The organism is Bacteroides sp. FSHCM14E1 (assembly GCF_019633785.1).
GTDB classification, from domain to species: domain Bacteria; phylum Bacteroidota; class Bacteroidia; order Bacteroidales; family Bacteroidaceae; genus Bacteroides; species Bacteroides hominis.
In genome coordinates, this window is record NZ_JADKYL010000021.1 from 1 (window position 1) to 19968 (window position 19968).

Sequence of the window (19968 nt, forward strand, 5' to 3'; positions counted from 1 at the left end):
TTCCGAACAGAGAAGTTAAGCCTGATCACGCCGATGGTACTGCGTAACAGTGGGAGAGTAGGTAGTCGCCGTTTTTTTTAGAGAGTTCATCCCCTCGGGTCAGAAGACACGAGGGGATGACTTGTTTATAGACGTAGGAAAAGAAGGAGGGAGGATAACAACCGAACTGATGCACTCGTTTATAAATAAAGAACTTTACTCTTCCGGATAAACAACATCCCCTGTCAATCATTTTATCAGCTTTATTCGGAATGTTTCTGGTTAAAAGAAGCTGTGTGGGACAGAACCCTAATGGCGAAAGTCAAGGAGGCTATGAGAAAAGCCTCCCTGTTATTAGTGATAAATGAAATATTATACTCTGCTGTCAGCTCCCCACATCATTTTAGTGCGAAGAGTGTCGAAAAAGATGTGATTAAAGCGTTTTACTACTTTAATGCTATAGTCAGCTCTCCGGATTGTGAGGCGGGTTGTTTCCTTACAGGTTTCGCTACTGCCGTCAATTGCAACCAGGAAATTGTGGCTACGACTTTCTACATCTAAAGTGATTTCCCAGTCATCACAGATCACTATAGGCCTTACGTTTAAACTGTGTGGAGCAACCGGAGTAATTGCGATGGTTTTGGAATGGGGAACAATGATAGGACCACCTACGCTTAATGAATATGCAGTGGAACCTGTTGGAGTGGCGATAATGAGCCCGTCAGCCTGGTAAGTCGTGAGGTGTGCTCCGTTAATAGCAGTACGGATACTGATCATGGATGAACTGTCCCGTTTTAATACGGCTATTTCATTGAGCGCATAAGGTGAATCTTGCAAATGTTTGTCGTCACAAAGCAATTGGAGTACACTCCGTTCTTCAACTGTATAATGGTTCTGGTAGATTTCTTCAATCGTTTCTTCCATTTCTTCCGGGGATACATCTGCTAAGAATCCTAATCGTCCGGTATTGATACCCAAAATAGGGATTCCTTTGTTACCTACCCGTCGTGCCGCTTTTAGAAAAGTACCATCTCCGCCGATACTGATCACCATGTCTGCATCAAAATAGTCTTCATCGAACAAATTATCCGCCTTGACGTTCAGTTTTAAGTCGGATTTCAGGAAACGATGAAATTCTCTGCATACACAGATTTCTGCTCCATGTTTTTCGAGCAAATTGAACAAAGTAGCAGCATGTGAAGACTTCTTGGCTTGGTATGTATTTCCGAAAATGGCAAATTTCATGTTGATAAAAGTTTCTAGTGTGTCGCAAATTTGGGATTTTTTTTCGGTATTGCTGTTATCTTATCGCTAATATTTGTACTTTTGCGCAAAACATATGGGTAAAAGGTCCGTATTATATTAAGACATAGAACTATGACTAAATTAAGTGTGAACATAAACAAAGTGGCTACCCTTCGGAATGCCCGTGGGGGAAATGTTCCGAACGTGGTTAAGGTGGCGTTGGATTGTGAGAGTTTCGGTGCTGACGGCATAACGGTTCACCCACGTCCGGATGAACGTCATATCCGTCGTTCGGATGTGTATGATTTGCGTCCGTTGCTTCGGACTGAATTTAATATTGAAGGATATCCTTCTCCGGAGTTTATCGATTTGGTGTTGAAGGTGAAACCTCATCAGGTGACTTTAGTGCCGGACGATCCTTCTCAGATAACTTCTAATTCAGGATGGGATACAAAGGCTAATTTTGATTTTCTGACGGAAGTCTTGGACGAGTTTAACGGGGCAGGTATCCGTACATCTGTATTTGTGGCAGCCGATGCGGAAATGATTGAGTATGCGGCAAAAGCAGGTGCCGACCGTGTAGAGCTATATACCGAACCTTATGCTACTGCTTATCCGAAAGATCCGGCAGTGGCTGTTGCTCCTTTTGTTGAAGCAGCTAAAGTGGCCCGCCGGTTGGGAATTGGTCTGAACGCCGGTCACGACTTGAGTTTATTGAATCTGAATTACTTTTATAAAAACATACCCTGGCTGGACGAGGTCTCTATCGGTCATGCTTTAATAAGTGATGCGCTGTATCTGGGATTGGAACGTACCATTCAGGAATATAAAAACTGTCTTCGCTAATGAATGCAATGCTACTATTAGCCCAAGTGGCTACCAACCTGGCTGATTCCGTTGCATCGGCCAACCCTGTACTGACTCCTGTATCTGCTCCGGCTGAAATGAATATGCTTGATATGGCTATTAAGGGTGGATGGATTATGATTGTTTTGGGAGTACTGTCTGTAGTTTGTTTCTACATCCTGTTTGAACGTAACTATGTGATCCGAAAAGCCGGTAAGGAAGATCCGATGTTTATGGAGAAGATCAAAGACTATATCCATAGTGGTGAGATTAAGTCGGCTATTAATTATTGCCGAACGATGAATACCCCTTCCGCCCGTATGATCGAAAAAGGGATTAGCCGTCTGGGACGTCCGGTAAATGACGTACAGGTTGCTATTGAGAATGTGGGAAATATTGAGGTGGCTAAGTTGGAAAAAGGCCTGACTGTGATGGCTACTATTTCAGGTGGTGCTCCGATGCTCGGTTTCCTGGGTACAGTAACCGGTATGGTGCGGGCTTTTTATGAAATGGCAAATGCCGGAAGCGGTAATATTGATATCACACTGCTTTCAGGAGGTATTTATGAAGCTATGATTACTACCGTAGGTGGTCTGATTGTCGGTATTATTGCTATGTTTGCTTACAACTATCTGGTGATGCTGGTAGACAGAGTGGTCAATAAGATGGAGTCCAGAACCATGGAATTTATGGACCTGCTTAATGAACCTGCACAGAAATAAGGTGCTGAGATAAAATAGAGTGCGTAGCCAATTGGCACATTGACATATTGGCATATTGAAGAATTATTTTATGGCATTAAAGCGTCGAGCAAAAATATCACCCAACTTTAGTATGGCATCTATGACGGACGTCATATTCCTGTTGCTTATCTTTTTTATGATAACTTCAACTGTTGTGTCGCCCAATGCGATTAAAGTGTTATTGCCACAAGGCAAACAGCAAACTTCGGCTAAACCGTTGACAAGAGTTATCATTGATAAGGACCTGAACTATTATGCAGCGTTCGGTAATGAAAAAGAGCATGCTTTAGGCTTGGAGGAATTGACTCCATTCCTGCAAAGCTGTGCGGATAAAGAACCTGAGATGTATGTTGCTCTCTATGCGGATGAAACTGTACCTTACCGTGAGATCGTTAAGGTGCTGAATATCGCGAATGAGAATCATTTTAAAATGGTGCTGGCTACCCGCCCGCCGGAAATAAGGAAGAAATGAACATAAAAAGAAAGAGTGAATATATAGGGGCGTTGGGTGCATTGTTGGTGCATGTGGCTATTATTGCTCTTTTGATTCTGGTAAGTTTTGCTGTTCCACGTCCGGACGAAGAAGCCGGCGGTGTACCGGTGATGATGGGAGATGTGGATGCGGCTTATGGAAATTATGATCCCTCCACTATGGTGGACGTGGAAGTAATGCCTGAAGAAGTGCCGGCTCCGCAACCCGTACCCGAAGTGGAAGCCGAACAGGAAATGATTACGCAGACCGAAGAAGAAACGGTTGCTATAAAACCCAAGGTCGAGCCTAAGAAGGAGAAGCCGAAAGTAGAGAAGAAGCCTGAAAAAACAGCCGAAGAAAAGGCTGCCGAAGCTAAAAAACTTGCTGAAGAAAGGGCAGAGCGTGAGCGCAAGGCCGCTGCAGAAGCTGCCAGTAAACGAGTAGCCGGTGCCTTTGGTAAAGGCTCGCAGATGGGGGGAAGCAAAGGTAGTGCTACTTCGGGTGAAGGAGTAGAAGGAAGTAAAGATGGCAATTCGTCGACCGGAGCAAAGTCCGGAGTCGGGGGATATGGAACATTTAATCTTGGCGGACGTTCTATAGGAGAGGGAGGTTTGCCCCGTCCCGTATACAACGTTCAGGAAGAGGGGCGAGTAGTTGTTTCTATTACCGTGAATCCAGCTGGTCATGTGATTGCTACCAGTATCAACCGATTGACTAACACGGTAAATTCGACTTTGCGTAAAGCTGCTGAAGATGCGGCTAAAAAAGCACGTTTTAATGCCGTAAACGGAGTGAACAACCAGACAGGAACGATTACTTATTATTTTAATTTGAAATAATTAATGCTTAAAGTACCGTGTTTTTAGAAAGGTGGGCTTTGAGTTTATAACATCTAAATGATATAGATTATGGGAACAGTTTATGCATTTTTCGCAGACGGATTTGAAGAAATTGAAGCGCTTACTACAATTGATACATTGAGACGCGCTGGTTTAGATGTAGAAATTGTATCTGTTACGCCAGACGAGATTGTAGTCGGTGCGCATGATGTATCTGTGCTTTGCGATAAGAATTTTGAGAATTGTGATTTCTTTGATGCTGAGTTGCTGTTTTTGCCGGGAGGAATGCCGGGTGCTGCCACTCTGGACAAACATGAAGGGTTGCGTAAGTTAATTCTTAGCTTTGCGGAGAAAAACAAGCCTATTGCCGCTATTTGTGCCGCCCCGATGGTACTTGGAAAACTGGGACTTCTGAGAGGTCGCAGAGTAACCTGTTATCCCAGTTTCGAACAGTACCTGGAAGGTGCGGAGTGTACTAACGAGCCGGTTGTCAGAGATGGTAACATCATTACCGGTATGGGACCGGGTGCTGCGATGGAATTTGCATTGACTATTGTAGATACATTGTTAGGCAAGGAAAAAGTAAACGAGCTGGTAGAGGCCATGTGCGTAAGACGTTAAGCCTATGTATCGGACTGCTTTGATTGTAGCCGGGGGGAAGGGACTCCGCATGGGAAGTGAACTTCCCAAACAGTTTCTTCCCATTGGCGGAAAGCCTGTATTGATGCATACGTTGGAAGCTTTTCATCGATTCGATAAGAGAATGCAACTTATTCTCGTATTGCCCCGGGAACAGCAGGGGTTTTGGCGGGAACTGTGTGAAACGCATGGATTTAACATCAGGCATGAAATTGCCGATGGAGGTGAAACCCGTTTCCACTCGGTTAAAAACGGATTGGCTTTGATAAACGGTATCGGTGGTATGGTGGGGGTGCATGACGGTGTTCGTCCTTTCGTATCGCAGGAAGTGATTGCCCGTTGTTTCCGGGAAGCTGCTGTGCGAAAAGCCGTAATTCCTGTCATCGATGTTGTAGAAACCGTGCGCCATCTCACAGGATCAGGCAGTGAGACTGTAAACCGTAATGATTATAAACTGGTTCAAACTCCCCAGGTATTCGATGCCGATTTACTGAGAAGAGCTTATGAACAAGAGTTTACTCCCTTTTTTACTGATGATGCCTCCGTGGTAGAGGCTATGGGAGTTCCTGTCCATCTGGTGGAGGGAAACCGTGAAAATATAAAAATAACTACTCCATTTGATTTGAAAGTAGCTTCAGCCTTGTTGTAATGTTCGATTTAGCTACACGAGACATAAAGTACTTATCCGGTGTTGGTCCGCAAAAAGCTGCGGTTCTGAATAAAGAGTTGGAGATTTATTCATTGCATGATCTGCTCTATTATTTTCCTTATAAATATGTAGACCGGAGTCGCATCTATTACATTCATGAAATAGATGGTAATATGCCGTATATACAGTTGAAGGGAAAGATACTTGGCTTTGAAACTTTTGGTGAAGGGCGCCAGAGAAGATTATTAGCACATTTCTCGGATGGCACAGGAGTCGTTGACCTCGTGTGGTTTCAGGGTATAAAGTATGTCACAGGTAAATATAAACTTCACGAAGAATATATTATCTTTGGTAAGCCGACCGTGTTTAACGGAAGAATTAACGTAGCCCATCCCGATATAGATAATCCCGCTGATTTGAAATTGTCATCAATGGGACTCCAACCTTATTATAATACAACGGAGAAGATGAAACGTAGCTTTCTCAACTCCCATGCCATTGAAAAGATGATGGCAACCATTATCGGACAGATTCAGGAGCCTTTGCCCGAGACACTTTCACCTAAACTAATTGCCGACCATCATCTGATGCCTTTGACGGAAGCTTTACGGAATATTCATTTTCCTTCTAATCCGGAACTGTTGAGGAAGGCGCAATATCGTCTTAAGTTTGAAGAGCTCTTTTATGTACAGCTCAATATTCTGAGATATGCCAAAGACCGGCAACGTAAATACCGCGGTTATGTTTTCGAAACAGTCGGTGAAATCTTCAATACATTTTATTCTAAGAATCTTCCTTTCGAACTGACCGGGGCTCAAAAGCGGGTTTTGAGAGAAATCCGGCAGGACGTCGGTTGCGGAAAGCAAATGAATCGCCTGTTGCAGGGGGATGTGGGAAGTGGGAAAACACTGGTGGCCTTGATGAGTATGCTGATTGCCCTTGATAATGGTTTTCAGGCTTGTATGATGGCGCCTACTGAGATTTTGGCTAACCAACATTACGATACAATCAAAGAGTTGTTGTTTGGAATGGATGTGCGGGTGGAACTCTTGACAGGTTCGGTGAAAGGAAAGAAACGGGAAGCTATCCTTGCGGGACTCCTGACCGGAGATGTACATATATTGATCGGTACCCACGCCGTTATTGAAGATACTGTAAATTTTGCTTCTTTAGGATTGGCCGTAATTGACGAACAACACCGCTTTGGTGTGGCACAGCGTGCCAGACTGTGGAGCAAGAGTATTCAGCCGCCCCATGTATTGGTTATGACTGCTACTCCGATTCCACGTACGCTGGCAATGACACTTTATGGTGATTTGGATGTCTCTGTCATAGATGAATTGCCTCCCGGACGTAAGCCGATCTCTACTATTCACCAGTTTGATAACCGGAGAGAAAGTTTATATCGTTCGGTACGTAAACAAATTGAAGAAGGGCGCCAGATTTATATTGTATATCCCTTGATTAAGGAGAGTGAAAAGATTGATTTGAAAAATCTTGAAGAAGGGTATTTGCATATTTGTGAGGAGTTTCCCGACTGTAAGGTTTGTAAAGTGCATGGCAAAATGAAACCTGCCGAGAAAGATGCGCAGATGCAACTTTTTATTTCGGGTGAAGCGCAGATTATGGTAGCTACTACAGTGATTGAAGTAGGAGTGAATGTGCCTAACGCTTCGGTGATGATTATCGAAAATGCCGAACGCTTCGGACTTTCACAGTTACATCAGTTGCGTGGCCGGGTAGGGCGTGGAGCCGACCAATCATATTGCATTCTGGTCACTACCTATAAGCTGACTGAAGAGACCCGGAAACGTCTGGAAATAATGGTACGCACCAATGACGGATTTGAAATAGCTGAAGCCGATCTTAAACTCCGGGGACCAGGTGACCTGGAAGGTACACAGCAAAGTGGTATTGCTTTCGACTTAAAGATTGCGGATATTGCCCGTGACGGTCAACTCTTGCAATACGTGCGTAATATCGCAGAAGAAATAACGGATGCCGATCCGGGCGGCGTGTTGCCGGAGAATGAAATTCTATGGCGGCAGCTGAAAGCATTGCGCAAGACGAATGTTAACTGGGCTGCCATTAGCTGAAAAACGGTTAAACATGTAGCTTTTTTACATAAACATGTTGCATAACATATTTCTCTTTATTTCCTCTGTTTATGGAGGTTTAGAGAAATATTTCTTTAATTCTGCTATTTATCCTTATAAAAAATAGTTAAGAGGATACCTGCCGTTTCGCTTAGAAATGCTATCTTTGGGGGAATTTTAAAATAAATGAGCACTTTAACCTTTTGAAACTGTACGTTATGATGGAAAAAACATTGGTCATTCTGAAACCTTGTACTCTTCAGCGAGGACTGGTTGGCGAGATTACTCGTCGTTTTGAGCGTAAAGGATTGCGTTTGGCGGGAATGAAAATGATGCAGTTGACAGATGAAGTGTTAAGTGAGCATTATTCACACCTTAGTTCGAAACCATTCTTTCAGCGAGTGAAAGATTCTATGATGACGGCTCCCGTTATCGTTTGTTGTTTTGAAGGTGTGGATGCTATTCAAGCCGTTCGTGCATTGGCAGGACCAACTAACGGACGTCTGGCAGCCCCGGGGACCATTCGCGGAGATTATAGTATGAGCTTTCAAGAGAACATTGTTCATACCTCTGATTCGCCGGAAACCGCAGTTGTCGAATTAAACAGATTCTTTAAACCGGAAGAAATATTCGATTACAAACAGGCTACTTTTGACTACCTGTATGCAAATGACGAATATTGATTGAATTGAATTAAACAAGACGAATGAATTTCAATTGCATTAAAACAGTAATGATTGCCGCTGCGGCTATGATCAGCCTGAACTCTTTTTCTCAGGATTTGATTGCCCGTCAGGCACCGATTGACAGAAAATTAAAAAGTGTAGATTCATTAGCATTGCAGAAACAGATTCGCGCAGAACAGTCTGAATATCCTGCACTGAGTCTGTATCCTAATTGGAACAACCAGTACGTACATGCTTACGGAAAGGATGCTATAATTCCCGATTCTTATACAATCGATCTCACGGGTTTCCATATGCCTACTCCCAGTACCCGTATCACTTCTCCCTTCGGACCACGTTGGAGAAGAATGCATAATGGACTTGACATCAAAGTGAACATTGGAGATACCATTGTAGCTGCTTTCGACGGAAAGGTGCGTATTGTGAAGTATGAACGTAGAGGTTATGGTAAATATGTCGTTATTCGTCACGACAATGGACTGGAAACCGTATACGGTCACTTATCCAAACAGCTTGTAGAAGAGAACCAATTGGTAAAAGCCGGTGAACCTATTGCCTTGGGAGGAAATACCGGACGTTCAACGGGATCTCACTTACATTTTGAGACCCGTTTCCTGGGTATTGCCATCAATCCTGCATTAATGTTCGACTTCCCGAAACAGGATATCGTTGCCGATACATATACATTCAGAAAAACAAGAGGTTACGAACGTAACAAAGCCGGTTCACATGATACTAATATAGCATCGGACGGCGAAATCAGATATTACAAGGTTAAGAAAGGCGACAGTTTGTCCAGAATCGCTAAACTGCGCGGTGTTTCAGTCAGCACACTTTGCAAGTTGAATCGTATTACCACGAAGACAACACTTCGTCCGGGTCAAGTATTGCGCTGTTCATAATAGTTATACTACATAGACGGAAGAGGGCACTTTAATATTATTTAGAGTGCCCTCTTTTCATTTTTCTTTAATTATTGTTACCTTTGCACACTATTTGTAAGGAAATGAAAGATACCAGGCAACAATTTGAACATGTCATAGCATTATGCCGTGACCTATTCTCTAAGAAACTGCATGATTACGGTCCTGCATGGCGTATTCTGCGTCCTGCTTCCGTAACAGATCAGATATTTATCAAAGCCAACCGTATTCGTAGTATTGAAGTAAAAGGGGTGACTCTTGTCGACGAAGGAATCCGTTCCGAGTTTATTGCTATTGTCAACTATGGTATTATCGGGTTGATACAATTGGAACTCGGATATGCAGAGTCGGCTGATATAACAGTAGATGAAGCATTGGCTTTGTACGATAAGTATGCAAAGGAAGCATTGGAATTGATGCTTGCCAAGAATCATGATTATGATGAGGCATGGCGCAGTATGCGCGTTAGCTCGTATACTGATTTGATACTGATGAAGATTTATCGTACCAAGCAGATAGAGAGCCTTGCCGGTCAGACATTGGTATCAGAAGGCATTGACGCTAATTACATGGATATGATTAACTATTCTGTTTTCGGATTGATTAAGATAGAATTTGAAGGATAAGGAGCTACATATTATTCAGAAAGTATGGACCAATCTGTGCCGCTTCGTGCTGGCAGGGGTGTTCATCTTTTCAGGATTCGTGAAAGCAGTCGATCCGTTGGGATCGGAATATAAGATACAAGATTATCTGGATGCTTTCGGGATGGGAACGTGGTTTCCGGCCTTTTTCCCTTTGTTGGCGGGTATTGTTTTGTCAGCTGTCGAGTTTTCGGTAGGTGTGTTTCTGTTTTTTGGTATCCGGAAAACAACCGCTACCTGGTTGGCTTTGTTGCTGATGATCTGTATGACCCCTCTTACTCTGTATTTGGCATTGGCTAATCCGGTATCCGATTGTGGTTGTTTCGGTGACGCTTGGGTATTGACAAACTGGCAAACATTTTGGAAGAATGTTATTTTGCTGATTGCAGCAATTTCCGTTTTCCGGTGGAAGCATCAGATGATCCGTTTTATCAGTGCTAAGATGGAATGGCTCGTATCTCTATATACTTTCCTGTTTGTGTTTGCGCTTTCGTTCTATTGTCTGGGCAACTTGCCGATACTGGATTTTCGTCCTTATAAGATAGGGAAGAATATTCCGGAAAACATGAGTATCCCGGCAGGGGCAAAGCCGACGGTTTACGAGAGTGTTTTCGTGTTGGAGAAGAATGGTGAAAAGAAAGAGTTCTCGTTGGAAAATTATCCCGATAGTACCTGGAAATTTATTGAAGCGCGGACCATTGTGAAAGAGAAAGGTTATGAGCCTTCTATCCATGATTTCTCAATGACTAATCTTGAAACAGGTGAAGATATTACAGATAAAGTACTGGCAGATAAAAACTATACATTCTTATTGGTAGCCCATCGGATTGAAGAGGCAGATGACAGTAACATCGATCTGATAAATGAGATTTATGATTATGCGGTAGAGCATGGTTATGGCTTTTACTGCCTGACCTCTTCGCTGGATTATCAGATAGAACAATGGAAAGATAAAACCGGAGCGGAATATCCGTTCTGCCTGATGGATGATATTACGTTGAAAACGATGATACGTTCCAATCCGGGACTGATGCTGATTAAAGAAGGTACCATTTTAAATAAATGGAGTGATAGTGAATTGCCTGATGAATATGCCCTGACTGACAAACTGGAAAACCTTGAACTGGGAAAACAGAAACAAGAGAGCGATGTGCATACGATCGGTTATGTACTCCTTTGGTTTGCTATCCCTTTATTGATGGTTTTGGGAGTTGATATTCTGGTTGTGAAGCGTCTTGAAAAGAAACGTAAAAAGGCTGCAGACAAAGCTGCCGGAAATTCACAAGTCTCTTCTGAAACGCAGAAGAATGAATAATTGAATCGTAAATTTATTAACCCTTTTAATAAAAAACAAAATGAGAAAAAACATTGTTGCAGGAAACTGGAAAATGAACAAAACCCTCCAGGAGGGTATTGCTCTTGCAAAAGAACTGAATGAAGCATTGGCTAACGAAAAGCCTAACTGTGATGTTATCATCTGTACTCCGTTTATCCACCTTGCTTCTGTAACTCCTCTTGTAGATGCTGCCAAGATTGGTGTTGGTGCTGAAAACTGCGCTGATAAAGAATCAGGTGCTTACACAGGTGAAGTTTCAGCCGCTATGGTTGCTTCTACAGGTGCTAAATATGTCATCCTGGGTCACTCAGAACGTCGTGCTTACTACGGTGAAACAGTTGAAATCCTGAAAGACAAAGTGAAATTGGCTTTGGCTAACGGTTTGACTCCTATTTTCTGTATCGGTGAAGTTCTGGAAGAACGCGAAGCTAACAAACAGAACGAAGTGGTTGCTGCTCAGTTAGAATCTGTATTCGATCTTTCTGCAGAAGACTTTGCTAAGATCGTTTTGGCTTACGAACCGGTTTGGGCTATCGGTACAGGTAAAACTGCTACCCCTGACCAGGCACAGGAAATCCATGCATTTATCCGTTCTGCTGTAGCCGGAAAATATGGAAAAGAAATTGCCGACAACACTTCTATCCTTTACGGTGGTAGCTGTAAACCTTCTAATGCAAAAGAACTGTTTGCCAACCCGGATGTTGACGGTGGCTTGATCGGTGGTGCTGCTTTGAAGGTTGCCGATTTCAAAGGTATCATTGATGCATTCAACTAATTAAAAGATTAAGAACTGGAAGTTGGGAATGTTGGTTATACCAATCAATCCATTCTCAATTTTCAGTTCCCCATTCCTCAATTGACAAGCTTATGAAGAAATTGAGCTTACTGTTTTTACTATTGGTTCTTGCGGCAGGTGTACAGGCTCAAAGCGATATTGTGAAGAGTCTGGAACGTAATGTGCCGGGACAAGGGAAAGTGACCATTCATCAAGATCCACGCATTGCAGCTTTATTGGGTAGTGTTCCTCCCAGTACCGGTGAACAGAAGATACTCAAGTCTTCCGGATACCGGATACAGACTTATGCCGGCAATAATACTCGCCAGGCCAAGAACGAGGCGCATAACGTAGGCTCCCGGGTTAAGGAGTATTTTCCGGAACTTTCCGTTTATACCTCTTTCAATCCTCCCCGCTGGTTGTGCAGGGTAGGCGATTTTCGTAGTATCGAAGAAGCTGATGCCATGATGCGCAAGCTGAAAGCAACCGGTGTGTTTAAGGAAGTCTCTATTGTTAAAGATCAAATCAATATCCCCCTGTAATTATGTTAGAAAAAGAAGAAATCAATTCTCCGGCTTTGGAGGATTTAAAGAAGCATTATCGCAGTATTATCACTCTTTTAGGTGAGGATGCCGAACGGGAAGGTTTACTGAAGACCCCCGAACGTGTTGCTAAAGCTATGTTGACTCTGACCAAAGGTTATCACATGGATCCGCATGAAGTGCTTCGTTCGGCTAAGTTTCAGGAAGAATACAGCCAGATGGTGATTGTGAAAGATATCGATTTCTTCTCTCTTTGCGAACATCATATGCTGCCTTTCTACGGCAAAGCGCATGTGGCTTATATTCCTAACGGTTATATCACCGGACTTAGCAAGATAGCCCGGGTGGTAGATATTTTCTCTCACCGGTTGCAAGTGCAGGAGCGCATGACGCTCCAGATTAAAGAGTGCATCCAGGAAACCCTCAATCCATTGGGAGTGATGGTTGTCGTTGAAGCCAAACACATGTGTATGCAGATGCGTGGTGTTGAGAAACAAAATTCTGTAACTACTACTTCCGATTTTACAGGTGCTTTCAACCAGGCTAAAACCCGCGAAGAGTTTATGAATCTGATTCGTCAGAGATAAGCCTGGTGTAGTATATTATTGGTATATAGGGGCAATCGCGCTGAATTTATTAGTATTTAAGTTTGTTTATATAGCTTTTGTTTTTTATTTTTGCGCTGAATGAATTAATTTGTATTTCCAGCGTATGCCCTCCAATTCCAGTGACTTAATCCGGTTCAACAAGTTCTTTTCCGAAAATCAGCAACGGTTTATCCGGTTTGCATGGACTTATACGCGTGACGAGATCGTAGCCGAAGATATCGTTATGGAGGCTTTAATGTCCTATTGGGAAAACCGTCTTAAGATCTCTTCTGAGATCAATCCTTCTGCCTATGTCCTTACGGTCGTAAAGAATAAGTGCCTTAATCATCTCCGCCATTTACAATTGGTCAATGAAGTTTCCGATCGCGTCAGTTCTCATTCAGAATGGGAGTTGTCCAATCGTATCGCCACTTTGGATGCCTGTGAACCCAGTGCTTTATTTGCCGGAGAGGTGCAGAACATTATCGATCATGTGATTTCCCGTCTGTCCGCCAATACCGCCCGGATTTTTGTTCTGAGCCGTTACGAAAATAAATCCCACAAAGAAATAGCCGAGATAATGGGAATGACTGTAAAAGGCGTTGAATTTCATATCTCCAAAGCCACTAAAGAGCTTCGTGTAGCTCTGAAGGACTATCTGGTCTTGTTCCCTTTCTTATATGACTTCCTCACTTAAAAACCATTCAGAAAAATGTATTACGGGTATCCGAAGAGGGTACTGCTCATAAAAAAAGAACTTTTTTACTAGGGAGGCAATCTGTTTGCGTGTTATTAAGATGAATGCAGATAAAAACAGACCTATGAAAATAGAAAAAGAAATATTCTATCGCTACTTTAACGGGGATGCCGGTCCTGAAGAAGAAAAGAAGATCCGCCAGTATATTGAAGCTTCCGAAGAAAACTGGAAGGAATATCTTCGGGAGAGGAAATTCTTCGATACGATTATTCTGAAGGAGCGGGCCGTTTCTGCCCAAAAGCAGGCCGGGCGACGACGGATGATCCGTAGAATCGGTTTTGAATGCCTGAAGGTGGCGGCTGTTCTGCTGATTGCCTTGGGGACAACGTATTTTTGGCTTAACCGACCCTCCGAAACAGAATCGAGAAGTGTGGTCAGCACTTTGAAGGGACAGATGGCGAACATCACTCTTCCCGACGGCAGCCGTGTCTGGCTTAACTCCAATACCCGAATTGAGTATCCGCAAAACTTTGCAGATAAAAGACGTGACGTAGAGATAGACGGCGAAGCCTATTTTGAGGTAACGCATGATGCAAAGAAACCCTTTGTGGTACATACTTCCGAAAAAGAACAGATTGAAGTACTCGGCACCCGGTTTTATGTAGAAGCCTATTCGGGTACCAAGGAGTTTGAGGCAGCCTTGATAGAGGGAAGTGTCCGTGTGAAAGCAGGCAATTCCCAGTTAACGCTGCGTCCTTCGTACAAAGCCGTACTTAAAGGGGGCAAAATGACTGTCGAAAAAATCACTGATTTTGATACTTACCGTTGGCGTGAAGGACTGATTTGTTTTAAGAGTAAACGGTTTACTGAAATACTGCGAGAGTTTGAAAAGTATTATGGTGTCGGGATAGGATTTGATGCCGCCAAAGTAGACAATCCGGTACTCACTGTCAAGTTCCGCTTGTCCGACGGAATAGAATATGCATTACGTGTTTTGCAGAGGGACGTGAACTTTAAGTACGTCCGGGATGATGAGAAGAATACATTTACCATTAAATAAATTGTTGAACCTTTAATAAGAATACTGCCTATGAAGAATACCGCTTAAATCTGATTGAAACAAAAGGCCGGTAAGTACTGCAATACCTACCAGCCTAAAGGAGAAACATTCTTCTTTTACCTGAAAAAGAAAAATATTAAATGAATTTATAAAGCAAAGATATGAAAAATACTCGTTGCACGGATTTTTATGTACCTAAAAATTCGTCAATCAAACCATTATTTAAAACTATGAGAGTCACTACATTCTTACTTTTCTTTTGTGTATTCGGTGCCATGGCAGGTACTGTCAATTCTCAGAATGCAAGAGTGTCCATTAAAAAAACGAATGTCCCTTTAGAGGAAATACTGAATGAGATAGAACGTCAGACAGATTACCTGTTTATGTACTCGAATGCTGTCGATGTGAAAAGACACGCATCAATCCATGTTTCAGAGAAACCCGTATCGGAGGTCCTGAATCAGTTGCTTGGAAATCAAGTCTTGTACGAGATGGAAGGAACACACATCATTTTGTCCGACAAGCACAGCCCCCGGAATACGATAATCGTACAGCAGGAAGACAAAATTCCGGTGAAAGGGAAGATTACCGACATGGCGGGTGAGCCCATCATAGGTGCCAGTATACTTGAGAAGGGCACTACCAACGGAATTATAACAGATCTCAACGGCGGCTTTTCGTTGGATGTATCTCCGGGAGCCATACTTGTCATCTCGTATATCGGATATGCCAAACAAGAAGTCAAAGTGATTCCCGGTAAGACTCTGAAGATAAAGATGAAAGAAGATGCCGAGTTGCTGGACGAAGTTGTTGTCGTGGGTTACGGTACGCAGAAGAAAGTAAACCTGACAGGTGCTGTTGAGACCATCGAGTCGGATGTCATTGAAAACCGTCCCATCCGTAGTGCCACGGATGCACTTCAGGGAACAGTATCGGGGCTGACAGTCAGTTCGGGTACCGGAAAGCCCGGAGAGTTTGCCTCTTTCAAGATACGTGGAAACACTTCCATCAATAGCGCCGGTGCTTTAGTGATTATCGACGGTATGCCGGGAGATATTAATGTGGTAAATCCACAGGATATTGAAACCATTTCAATATTGAAAGATGCCGCTTCTGCTGCTATTTATGGTGCACGTGCTGCCGAGGGAGTGGTATTGGTGACTACTAAGAAGGGGGCTTCGGAGAAGGTGAAGGTAGAGTATACCGGTAATTTTTCTTTTAATTCTCCTACGCGTTTACCTGAAAGCAATACGGGATTGGACCATGCATTATTATCCAACGTTGCATTTGCCAATGCCGGATTGGCTGCTCCTTTTTCACAGAAAGCAATTGATGCTATTAAAGATCCCAATACCATTGCTATTCCTAACGGTAAAGAGTGGATATATACTTCGGATGTGGACTGGATTGGTCTGATGATGGATCATAGTTTTCAGCAGACCCATAACTTAACTATTTCGAAAGCATCTGATCGTTTGAAGTATCTCTTTTCCATCGGCTGGCTTGATCAGAATGGAATGTTTTCTGAATATGGTCCTGACAATTATGACCGTATTAATCTCCGCTCAAATATCAGTGTTGAATTGATAAAGAACAAGCTGTCGTTTGATAGCCGTATCAGCTATTCACGGGGAGTAAACCTCTATCATGCTGCCGAAGGTTCGTGGTCAATTCCTTATATCACTTTTATACAGGCCGGTCCCAATATGCCTATTTATGATCCGAATGGAAATTATTCCCGCCACCGAATGCAGTTGAATCCGATTCAGGCTTTGAAAGAAGGCGGTGAAGGGCGTACCCGTAATCAACGGATTGAAGGAGTATTTACTTTAGAGTATAAACCGGTGAAAGGTCTTTCTCTACGGGCCGTCGGAGGTGCGAATATTCTTGACGGACAAAAAAAGGAATGGCGTAGAGCTTATGGAAAATATGGTGTGGAAGGTTTAATCTCGACTGCTTTTGGACAGAAAAGTCCGAACTCTGTAACGCAGAACAATTCCCATCGACAATATCTGACCGGGCAACTGATTGCCGAATACAAAGGTGTATTTGGAAAACACGATATTAATGTTCTTGGAGGATGGTCGGCAGAAGAGAATCTGTATGAAGATCTTCAGGGAAAACGTACCGATATCATAGGAAATGAACTGCCTGCGCTTAATCTGGGTGATACGGACGGATGGTCGAATGGTGCCGATGAAAATGAATGGGCATTGGTTTCAGGATTCATGCGTATGAATTATGCGTTTGCTTCCAAATATCTGGTTGAGGCCAACTTCCGTGCGGACGCTTCTTCACGTTTTTCAAAAAAGCACAGATGGGGCGTATTTCCTTCCGCTTCGGTCGGCTGGCGAATTACGGAAGAGAAGTTCATGAAGAATCAGCGCATCTTCGATAACCTGAAGCTCCGTGTTTCCTGGGGACAGTTGGGAAACCAGAACGGGTTAGGAATGTATGACCATATTGCCAGTTATAATATTAAGGGGTACTATCCGTTTAAGTCGGAACTCGGACAGTGGGCCGTCATTTCCAAACTGCCATCGGAAACAAGAACCTGGGAAACGGTAGAAATGAATAATTTTGCGGTAGACATGGCGTTTCTCAGAAACCGTCTGACAGTGACCGGAGAATATTTCATCAAACGGAACAAGGACATGCTGGTCAATGTCGAGGTTCCGAGTGTGATTGGAGTCGATGTGCCTACCGGCAATTATGGAGAACTTGAAGTGAAGGGCTGGGAAGTGACCGTAGGCTGGCAAGACCGGATTAAAGACTTTTCCTATAGTGCCCGTTTCAACTTATCCGATCAGAAAGATAAGCTCGTCGATTACGGAGTGGAGTATAACGGATTTGTGGCCGGTGTCAACCAGAAAGTTCAGGGATATTCTCTGGGGTCAATCTTCGGATACCGCACCGACGGATATTTCACGTCTGAAGAGGAAGTTAAGAATTCGGCTGCTTATAATAAATCTATTACCGGTGTAGGTGATATTAAGTATGTTGATAAAGACGGAGATGGAAAGATTTCAGCTCCTAACGATCTGGAATATCTGGGCACCACCACTCCGCGGTACACCTTTGGATTGAATCTGACTGCGGCATGGAAAGGGTTCGACCTGGGAATACTGTTCCAGGGCGTAGGCAAAAGAAATTTCTATTTGTCGAGTGAGGTGATGAATCCCTATTATGCTACCTGGAATAACTTCTCCTATAAGATGCACAATGACTATTGGACTCCGGAGAATCCGAATGCAGCCTTTCCGCGCTATTATGCCGGGGCTAATCATAACTATCAGATTTCCGACCACTGGTTGCAGAATGCGGCTTACGTACGTCTGAAAAATCTGCAACTGGGATATACGATAGACCCGAAACTGACCAAATCATGGGGCATCCAGCGCTTGAGAGTCTATTTTAGCGGCGATAACCTTTGTGAGTATAGCAAACTGAACGATAACTTCGATCCGGAGCTGTCTAATGTAGACGGATATGTATATCCTATCATGAGAAACTTTTCATTTGGACTAAACGTGACATTTTAATTCTTGAATTATGAAGATGAAAACTATATATCTTTGGTTGCTGACTGCAATCGTATTGTGTGGCTGTAGCGATTTCCTGGATCGGGAACCTAAAACCAATCTTTCACCTGCCAGCTTCTGGAAGTCGGAAAGCGATTTGAGACTGGCCACCAATGTGTTTTATCAGAATATGAATCGTTCGTATACATTAGATAACCAGAGTGCGGACGGTTTTGCTAATGTGAGCAATCAAGTCAGTTCGGGAACTCAGAGTCCGGGCAATACAGATGCTATCTGGACTGCGGCGTATAAGCAAATCCGGAATGCCAATAATTTTCTGGAAAATTATCAGAATGCCGAAGTCTCGGATGCCGTCAAGAACCGTTATGCCGGTGAAGCCCGGTTCTTCAGAGCCTATTTCTATTTTAATTTAGTGAAGCGTTTTGGTGATGTTCCCTATGTACTGAGCACGCTCGATATGGACTCGGAAGAATTGATGGGCCCCCGCACTCCTAAAGAACAAGTGATTGCAGGTATCATCGAAGACCTTGAATTTGCGGAGACCCACATTCCGCTGAAAAGCAAATTGTCTACCGACGTGGGACGACTGACCAAGGGAGCCGCCCAGGCAATGCTTGCCCGTGTGGCGCTCTATTGCGGCACGAGAAATAAGTTCCACGGTGACGGAGAGTATAAGAAATATCTTCAGATAGCCAAAGAAGCCAGTAAGCGGCTGATTGACACGAAAGAATATTCTTTGTATAAAGATTACCGAGATCTGTTCCTGCTGCCCGGAGAAGACTCGGACGAGCATATTCTTTCATATCGTTATTCTGCTGAGGCCGATACATACAATTCCCGTATCCGCGCTACGATAGCCGATCCCTCTCACACCCCTACCAAAGTGCTGGCCGATGCATTTCTCTGTAAAGACGGGCTTCCTGTGGAGAAGTCTGCTTATAAAGTAGAATATCTGCCTGCCGGTAAGGAGTTTGAGAACCGCGACCCGCGTATGGCACTTACTCTCTGGAAACCGGGAGATCCGTTCCTGGGAAAACCGTTTGTACCCAATCTTTCGAGCCAGACACGTACCGGATACATGTTCAAGAAGTATGGTGACGAAGAATCTTACTCGAATATGAAGTCGCGGATTGATGAAATACTGATTCGTTATGCCGAAGTGTTGCTTATCTATGCTGAGGCTTGTTTTGAACTGGAAGATAAGATCTCGGATGCCGACCTGAACCTTTCCGTCAACCGGCTCCGTGCCCGTTTCGAAGGTCATCCCGACCAATTGCCTGCTTTGACCAATGCTTTTGTAGAACAGCACGGTTTGAGCATGCGCGAAGAAATCCGCCGGGAACGCAGGGTGGAACTGGCTGCCGAATCGTTCCGTTACGATGACATTATCCGCTGGAAAACAGCCGAATCGGAATTACCGGTAGCTATCTTGGGTGCGAAGTTTGACTCGGCGCTCTATCCGACAACTATACCGGGAAAAGACGTAACTTTGGATAAGAACGGCTTTTTGTTGGTACAGAAAGCAGAAAGCCGTACATTTGATGTTTCGAAACACTATCTCTTCCCATTGCCGCTTCGTGAGGTATCATTGAATCCGGCATTAGAGCAGAATCCCGGGTGGTGAGGCCGGATGACTGATATCGAGGATATATTCCATAAATAAAAAAG

General features: G+C 43.6%; 19 protein-coding genes. 18 read left to right on the forward strand and 1 reads right to left on the reverse strand.

Features of this window, described 5'->3' with window-relative positions:
- Nucleotides 1-351: 351 nt before the first annotated feature.
- A complete protein-coding gene (locus ISX59_RS20475) occupies nt 352-1224 on the reverse strand; it encodes an NAD kinase (protein WP_005781629.1) in 873 nt (290 codons plus the stop codon).
- A 132-nt stretch (nt 1225-1356) separates the two neighbouring features.
- Between ISX59_RS20475 and ISX59_RS20480 the strand changes: the two genes are divergently transcribed.
- The 18 genes from ISX59_RS20480 to ISX59_RS20565 all read left to right on the forward strand — a co-directional run bounded on the left by ISX59_RS20480 (nt 1357) and on the right by ISX59_RS20565 (nt 19924).
- Nucleotides 1357-2070 (forward strand): pyridoxine 5'-phosphate synthase, encoded by a 714-nt coding sequence (locus tag ISX59_RS20480; protein WP_005821940.1) that lies wholly within the window; start codon nt 1357-1359, stop codon nt 2068-2070.
- A complete protein-coding gene (locus tag ISX59_RS20485) occupies nt 2070-2792 on the forward strand; it encodes a MotA/TolQ/ExbB proton channel family protein (protein WP_005781627.1) in 723 nt (240 codons plus the stop codon). Before ISX59_RS20480 ends, ISX59_RS20485 begins: the two co-directional genes overlap by 1 nt.
- A gap of 70 nt (nt 2793-2862) precedes the next feature.
- Nucleotides 2863-3285 (forward strand): biopolymer transporter ExbD, encoded by a 423-nt coding sequence (locus ISX59_RS20490; protein ID WP_186993760.1) that lies wholly within the window; start codon nt 2863-2865, stop codon nt 3283-3285.
- Nucleotides 3282-4124 carry a cell envelope integrity protein TolA gene (locus tag ISX59_RS20495; RefSeq protein WP_005808666.1) on the forward strand — a complete coding sequence of 281 codons (843 nt, stop codon included), beginning with the start codon at nt 3282-3284 and terminating at the stop codon, nt 4122-4124. The genes ISX59_RS20490 and ISX59_RS20495 overlap by 4 nt, the downstream gene beginning before the upstream one ends.
- 69 nt (nt 4125-4193) lie before the next feature.
- A complete protein-coding gene (locus ISX59_RS20500) occupies nt 4194-4745 on the forward strand; it encodes a DJ-1 family glyoxalase III (RefSeq protein WP_005808664.1) in 552 nt (183 codons plus the stop codon).
- Between the two features lie 4 nt (nt 4746-4749).
- Nucleotides 4750-5412 (forward strand): 2-C-methyl-D-erythritol 4-phosphate cytidylyltransferase, encoded by a 663-nt coding sequence (locus tag ISX59_RS20505; RefSeq protein WP_005808662.1) that lies wholly within the window; start codon nt 4750-4752, stop codon nt 5410-5412.
- Nucleotides 5412-7508, forward strand: coding sequence for an ATP-dependent DNA helicase RecG (gene recG / locus ISX59_RS20510; RefSeq protein ID WP_005781618.1), 2097 nt, complete (start codon nt 5412-5414; stop codon nt 7506-7508). Before ISX59_RS20505 ends, recG begins: the two co-directional genes overlap by 1 nt.
- A 218-nt stretch (nt 7509-7726) precedes the next feature.
- The gene (gene ndk, locus ISX59_RS20515) at nt 7727-8191 is read left to right on the forward strand and encodes a nucleoside-diphosphate kinase (RefSeq protein WP_005781616.1); all 465 of its coding nucleotides are present in this window, start codon (nt 7727-7729) and stop codon (nt 8189-8191) included.
- A 23-nt stretch (nt 8192-8214) separates the two neighbouring features.
- Complete coding sequence (locus ISX59_RS20520) at nt 8215-9096, forward strand: M23 family metallopeptidase (protein ID WP_005781615.1); 882 nt, start codon at nt 8215-8217, stop codon at nt 9094-9096.
- A gap of 104 nt (nt 9097-9200) precedes the next feature.
- Nucleotides 9201-9743 carry a DUF1599 domain-containing protein gene (locus ISX59_RS20525; RefSeq protein WP_032536753.1) on the forward strand — a complete coding sequence of 181 codons (543 nt, stop codon included), beginning with the start codon at nt 9201-9203 and terminating at the stop codon, nt 9741-9743.
- A complete protein-coding gene (locus tag ISX59_RS20530; protein WP_022011063.1) occupies nt 9733-11076 on the forward strand; it encodes a BT_3928 family protein in 1344 nt (447 codons plus the stop codon). Before ISX59_RS20525 ends, ISX59_RS20530 begins: the two co-directional genes overlap by 11 nt.
- Before the next feature lie 40 nt (nt 11077-11116).
- On the forward strand, nt 11117-11872 hold the full coding sequence (gene tpiA, locus ISX59_RS20535; protein ID WP_005781610.1) for a triose-phosphate isomerase: 756 nt from the start codon (nt 11117-11119) through the stop codon (nt 11870-11872).
- A gap of 92 nt (nt 11873-11964) precedes the next feature.
- A complete protein-coding gene (locus ISX59_RS20540) occupies nt 11965-12414 on the forward strand; it encodes an SPOR domain-containing protein (protein ID WP_005781608.1) in 450 nt (149 codons plus the stop codon).
- A 2-nt stretch (nt 12415-12416) separates the two neighbouring features.
- A complete protein-coding gene (gene folE, locus ISX59_RS20545) occupies nt 12417-13001 on the forward strand; it encodes a GTP cyclohydrolase I FolE (RefSeq protein ID WP_005821937.1) in 585 nt (194 codons plus the stop codon).
- Between the two features lie 124 nt (nt 13002-13125).
- Nucleotides 13126-13698, forward strand: coding sequence for an RNA polymerase sigma-70 factor (locus tag ISX59_RS20550; RefSeq protein WP_005781604.1), 573 nt, complete (start codon nt 13126-13128; stop codon nt 13696-13698).
- A gap of 124 nt (nt 13699-13822) precedes the next feature.
- Nucleotides 13823-14758 (forward strand): FecR family protein, encoded by a 936-nt coding sequence (locus tag ISX59_RS20555; RefSeq protein ID WP_005781602.1) that lies wholly within the window; start codon nt 13823-13825, stop codon nt 14756-14758.
- A 161-nt stretch (nt 14759-14919) separates the two neighbouring features.
- Nucleotides 14920-18300 carry a TonB-dependent receptor gene (locus ISX59_RS20560; protein ID WP_122330686.1) on the forward strand — a complete coding sequence of 1127 codons (3381 nt, stop codon included), beginning with the start codon at nt 14920-14922 and terminating at the stop codon, nt 18298-18300.
- A 16-nt stretch (nt 18301-18316) separates the two neighbouring features.
- Entirely contained in the window at nt 18317-19924 is a 1608-nt protein-coding gene (locus ISX59_RS20565; RefSeq protein WP_032538101.1) for a RagB/SusD family nutrient uptake outer membrane protein, read from the forward strand.
- Nucleotides 19925-19968: the final 44 nt, after the last annotated feature.

What these genes read in the sequence shown, in the direction of transcription:
- ISX59_RS20500 (WP_005808664.1), top strand. Translation starts at nt 4,194, where the DNA reads ATGGGAACAGTTTATGCATTTTTCGCAGACGGATTTGAAGAAATTGAA.
- tpiA (WP_005781610.1), top strand. Translation starts at nt 11,117, where the DNA reads ATGAGAAAAAACATTGTTGCAGGAAACTGGAAAATGAACAAAACCCTC.
- ISX59_RS20480 (WP_005821940.1), top strand. Translation starts at nt 1,357, where the DNA reads ATGACTAAATTAAGTGTGAACATAAACAAAGTGGCTACCCTTCGGAAT.
- ISX59_RS20565 (WP_032538101.1), top strand. Translation starts at nt 18,317, where the DNA reads ATGAAAACTATATATCTTTGGTTGCTGACTGCAATCGTATTGTGTGGC.
- ISX59_RS20525 (WP_032536753.1), top strand. Translation starts at nt 9,201, where the DNA reads ATGAAAGATACCAGGCAACAATTTGAACATGTCATAGCATTATGCCGT.
- ISX59_RS20550 (WP_005781604.1), top strand. Translation starts at nt 13,126, where the DNA reads ATGCCCTCCAATTCCAGTGACTTAATCCGGTTCAACAAGTTCTTTTCC.
- ISX59_RS20540 (WP_005781608.1), top strand. Translation starts at nt 11,965, where the DNA reads ATGAAGAAATTGAGCTTACTGTTTTTACTATTGGTTCTTGCGGCAGGT.
- ISX59_RS20555 (WP_005781602.1), top strand. Translation starts at nt 13,823, where the DNA reads ATGAAAATAGAAAAAGAAATATTCTATCGCTACTTTAACGGGGATGCC.
- ISX59_RS20520 (WP_005781615.1), top strand. Translation starts at nt 8,215, where the DNA reads ATGAATTTCAATTGCATTAAAACAGTAATGATTGCCGCTGCGGCTATG.
- ISX59_RS20495 (WP_005808666.1), top strand. Translation starts at nt 3,282, where the DNA reads ATGAACATAAAAAGAAAGAGTGAATATATAGGGGCGTTGGGTGCATTG.
- ISX59_RS20475 (WP_005781629.1), bottom strand. Translation starts at nt 1,224, where the DNA reads ATGAAATTTGCCATTTTCGGAAATACATACCAAGCCAAGAAGTCTTCA.
- ISX59_RS20485 (WP_005781627.1), top strand. Translation starts at nt 2,070, where the DNA reads ATGAATGCAATGCTACTATTAGCCCAAGTGGCTACCAACCTGGCTGAT.
- recG (WP_005781618.1), top strand. Translation starts at nt 5,412, where the DNA reads ATGTTCGATTTAGCTACACGAGACATAAAGTACTTATCCGGTGTTGGT.
- folE (WP_005821937.1), top strand. Translation starts at nt 12,417, where the DNA reads ATGTTAGAAAAAGAAGAAATCAATTCTCCGGCTTTGGAGGATTTAAAG.
- ndk (WP_005781616.1), top strand. Translation starts at nt 7,727, where the DNA reads ATGATGGAAAAAACATTGGTCATTCTGAAACCTTGTACTCTTCAGCGA.
- ISX59_RS20560 (WP_122330686.1), top strand. Translation starts at nt 14,920, where the DNA reads ATGAAAAATACTCGTTGCACGGATTTTTATGTACCTAAAAATTCGTCA.
- ISX59_RS20490 (WP_186993760.1), top strand. Translation starts at nt 2,863, where the DNA reads ATGGCATTAAAGCGTCGAGCAAAAATATCACCCAACTTTAGTATGGCA.
- ISX59_RS20505 (WP_005808662.1), top strand. Translation starts at nt 4,750, where the DNA reads ATGTATCGGACTGCTTTGATTGTAGCCGGGGGGAAGGGACTCCGCATG.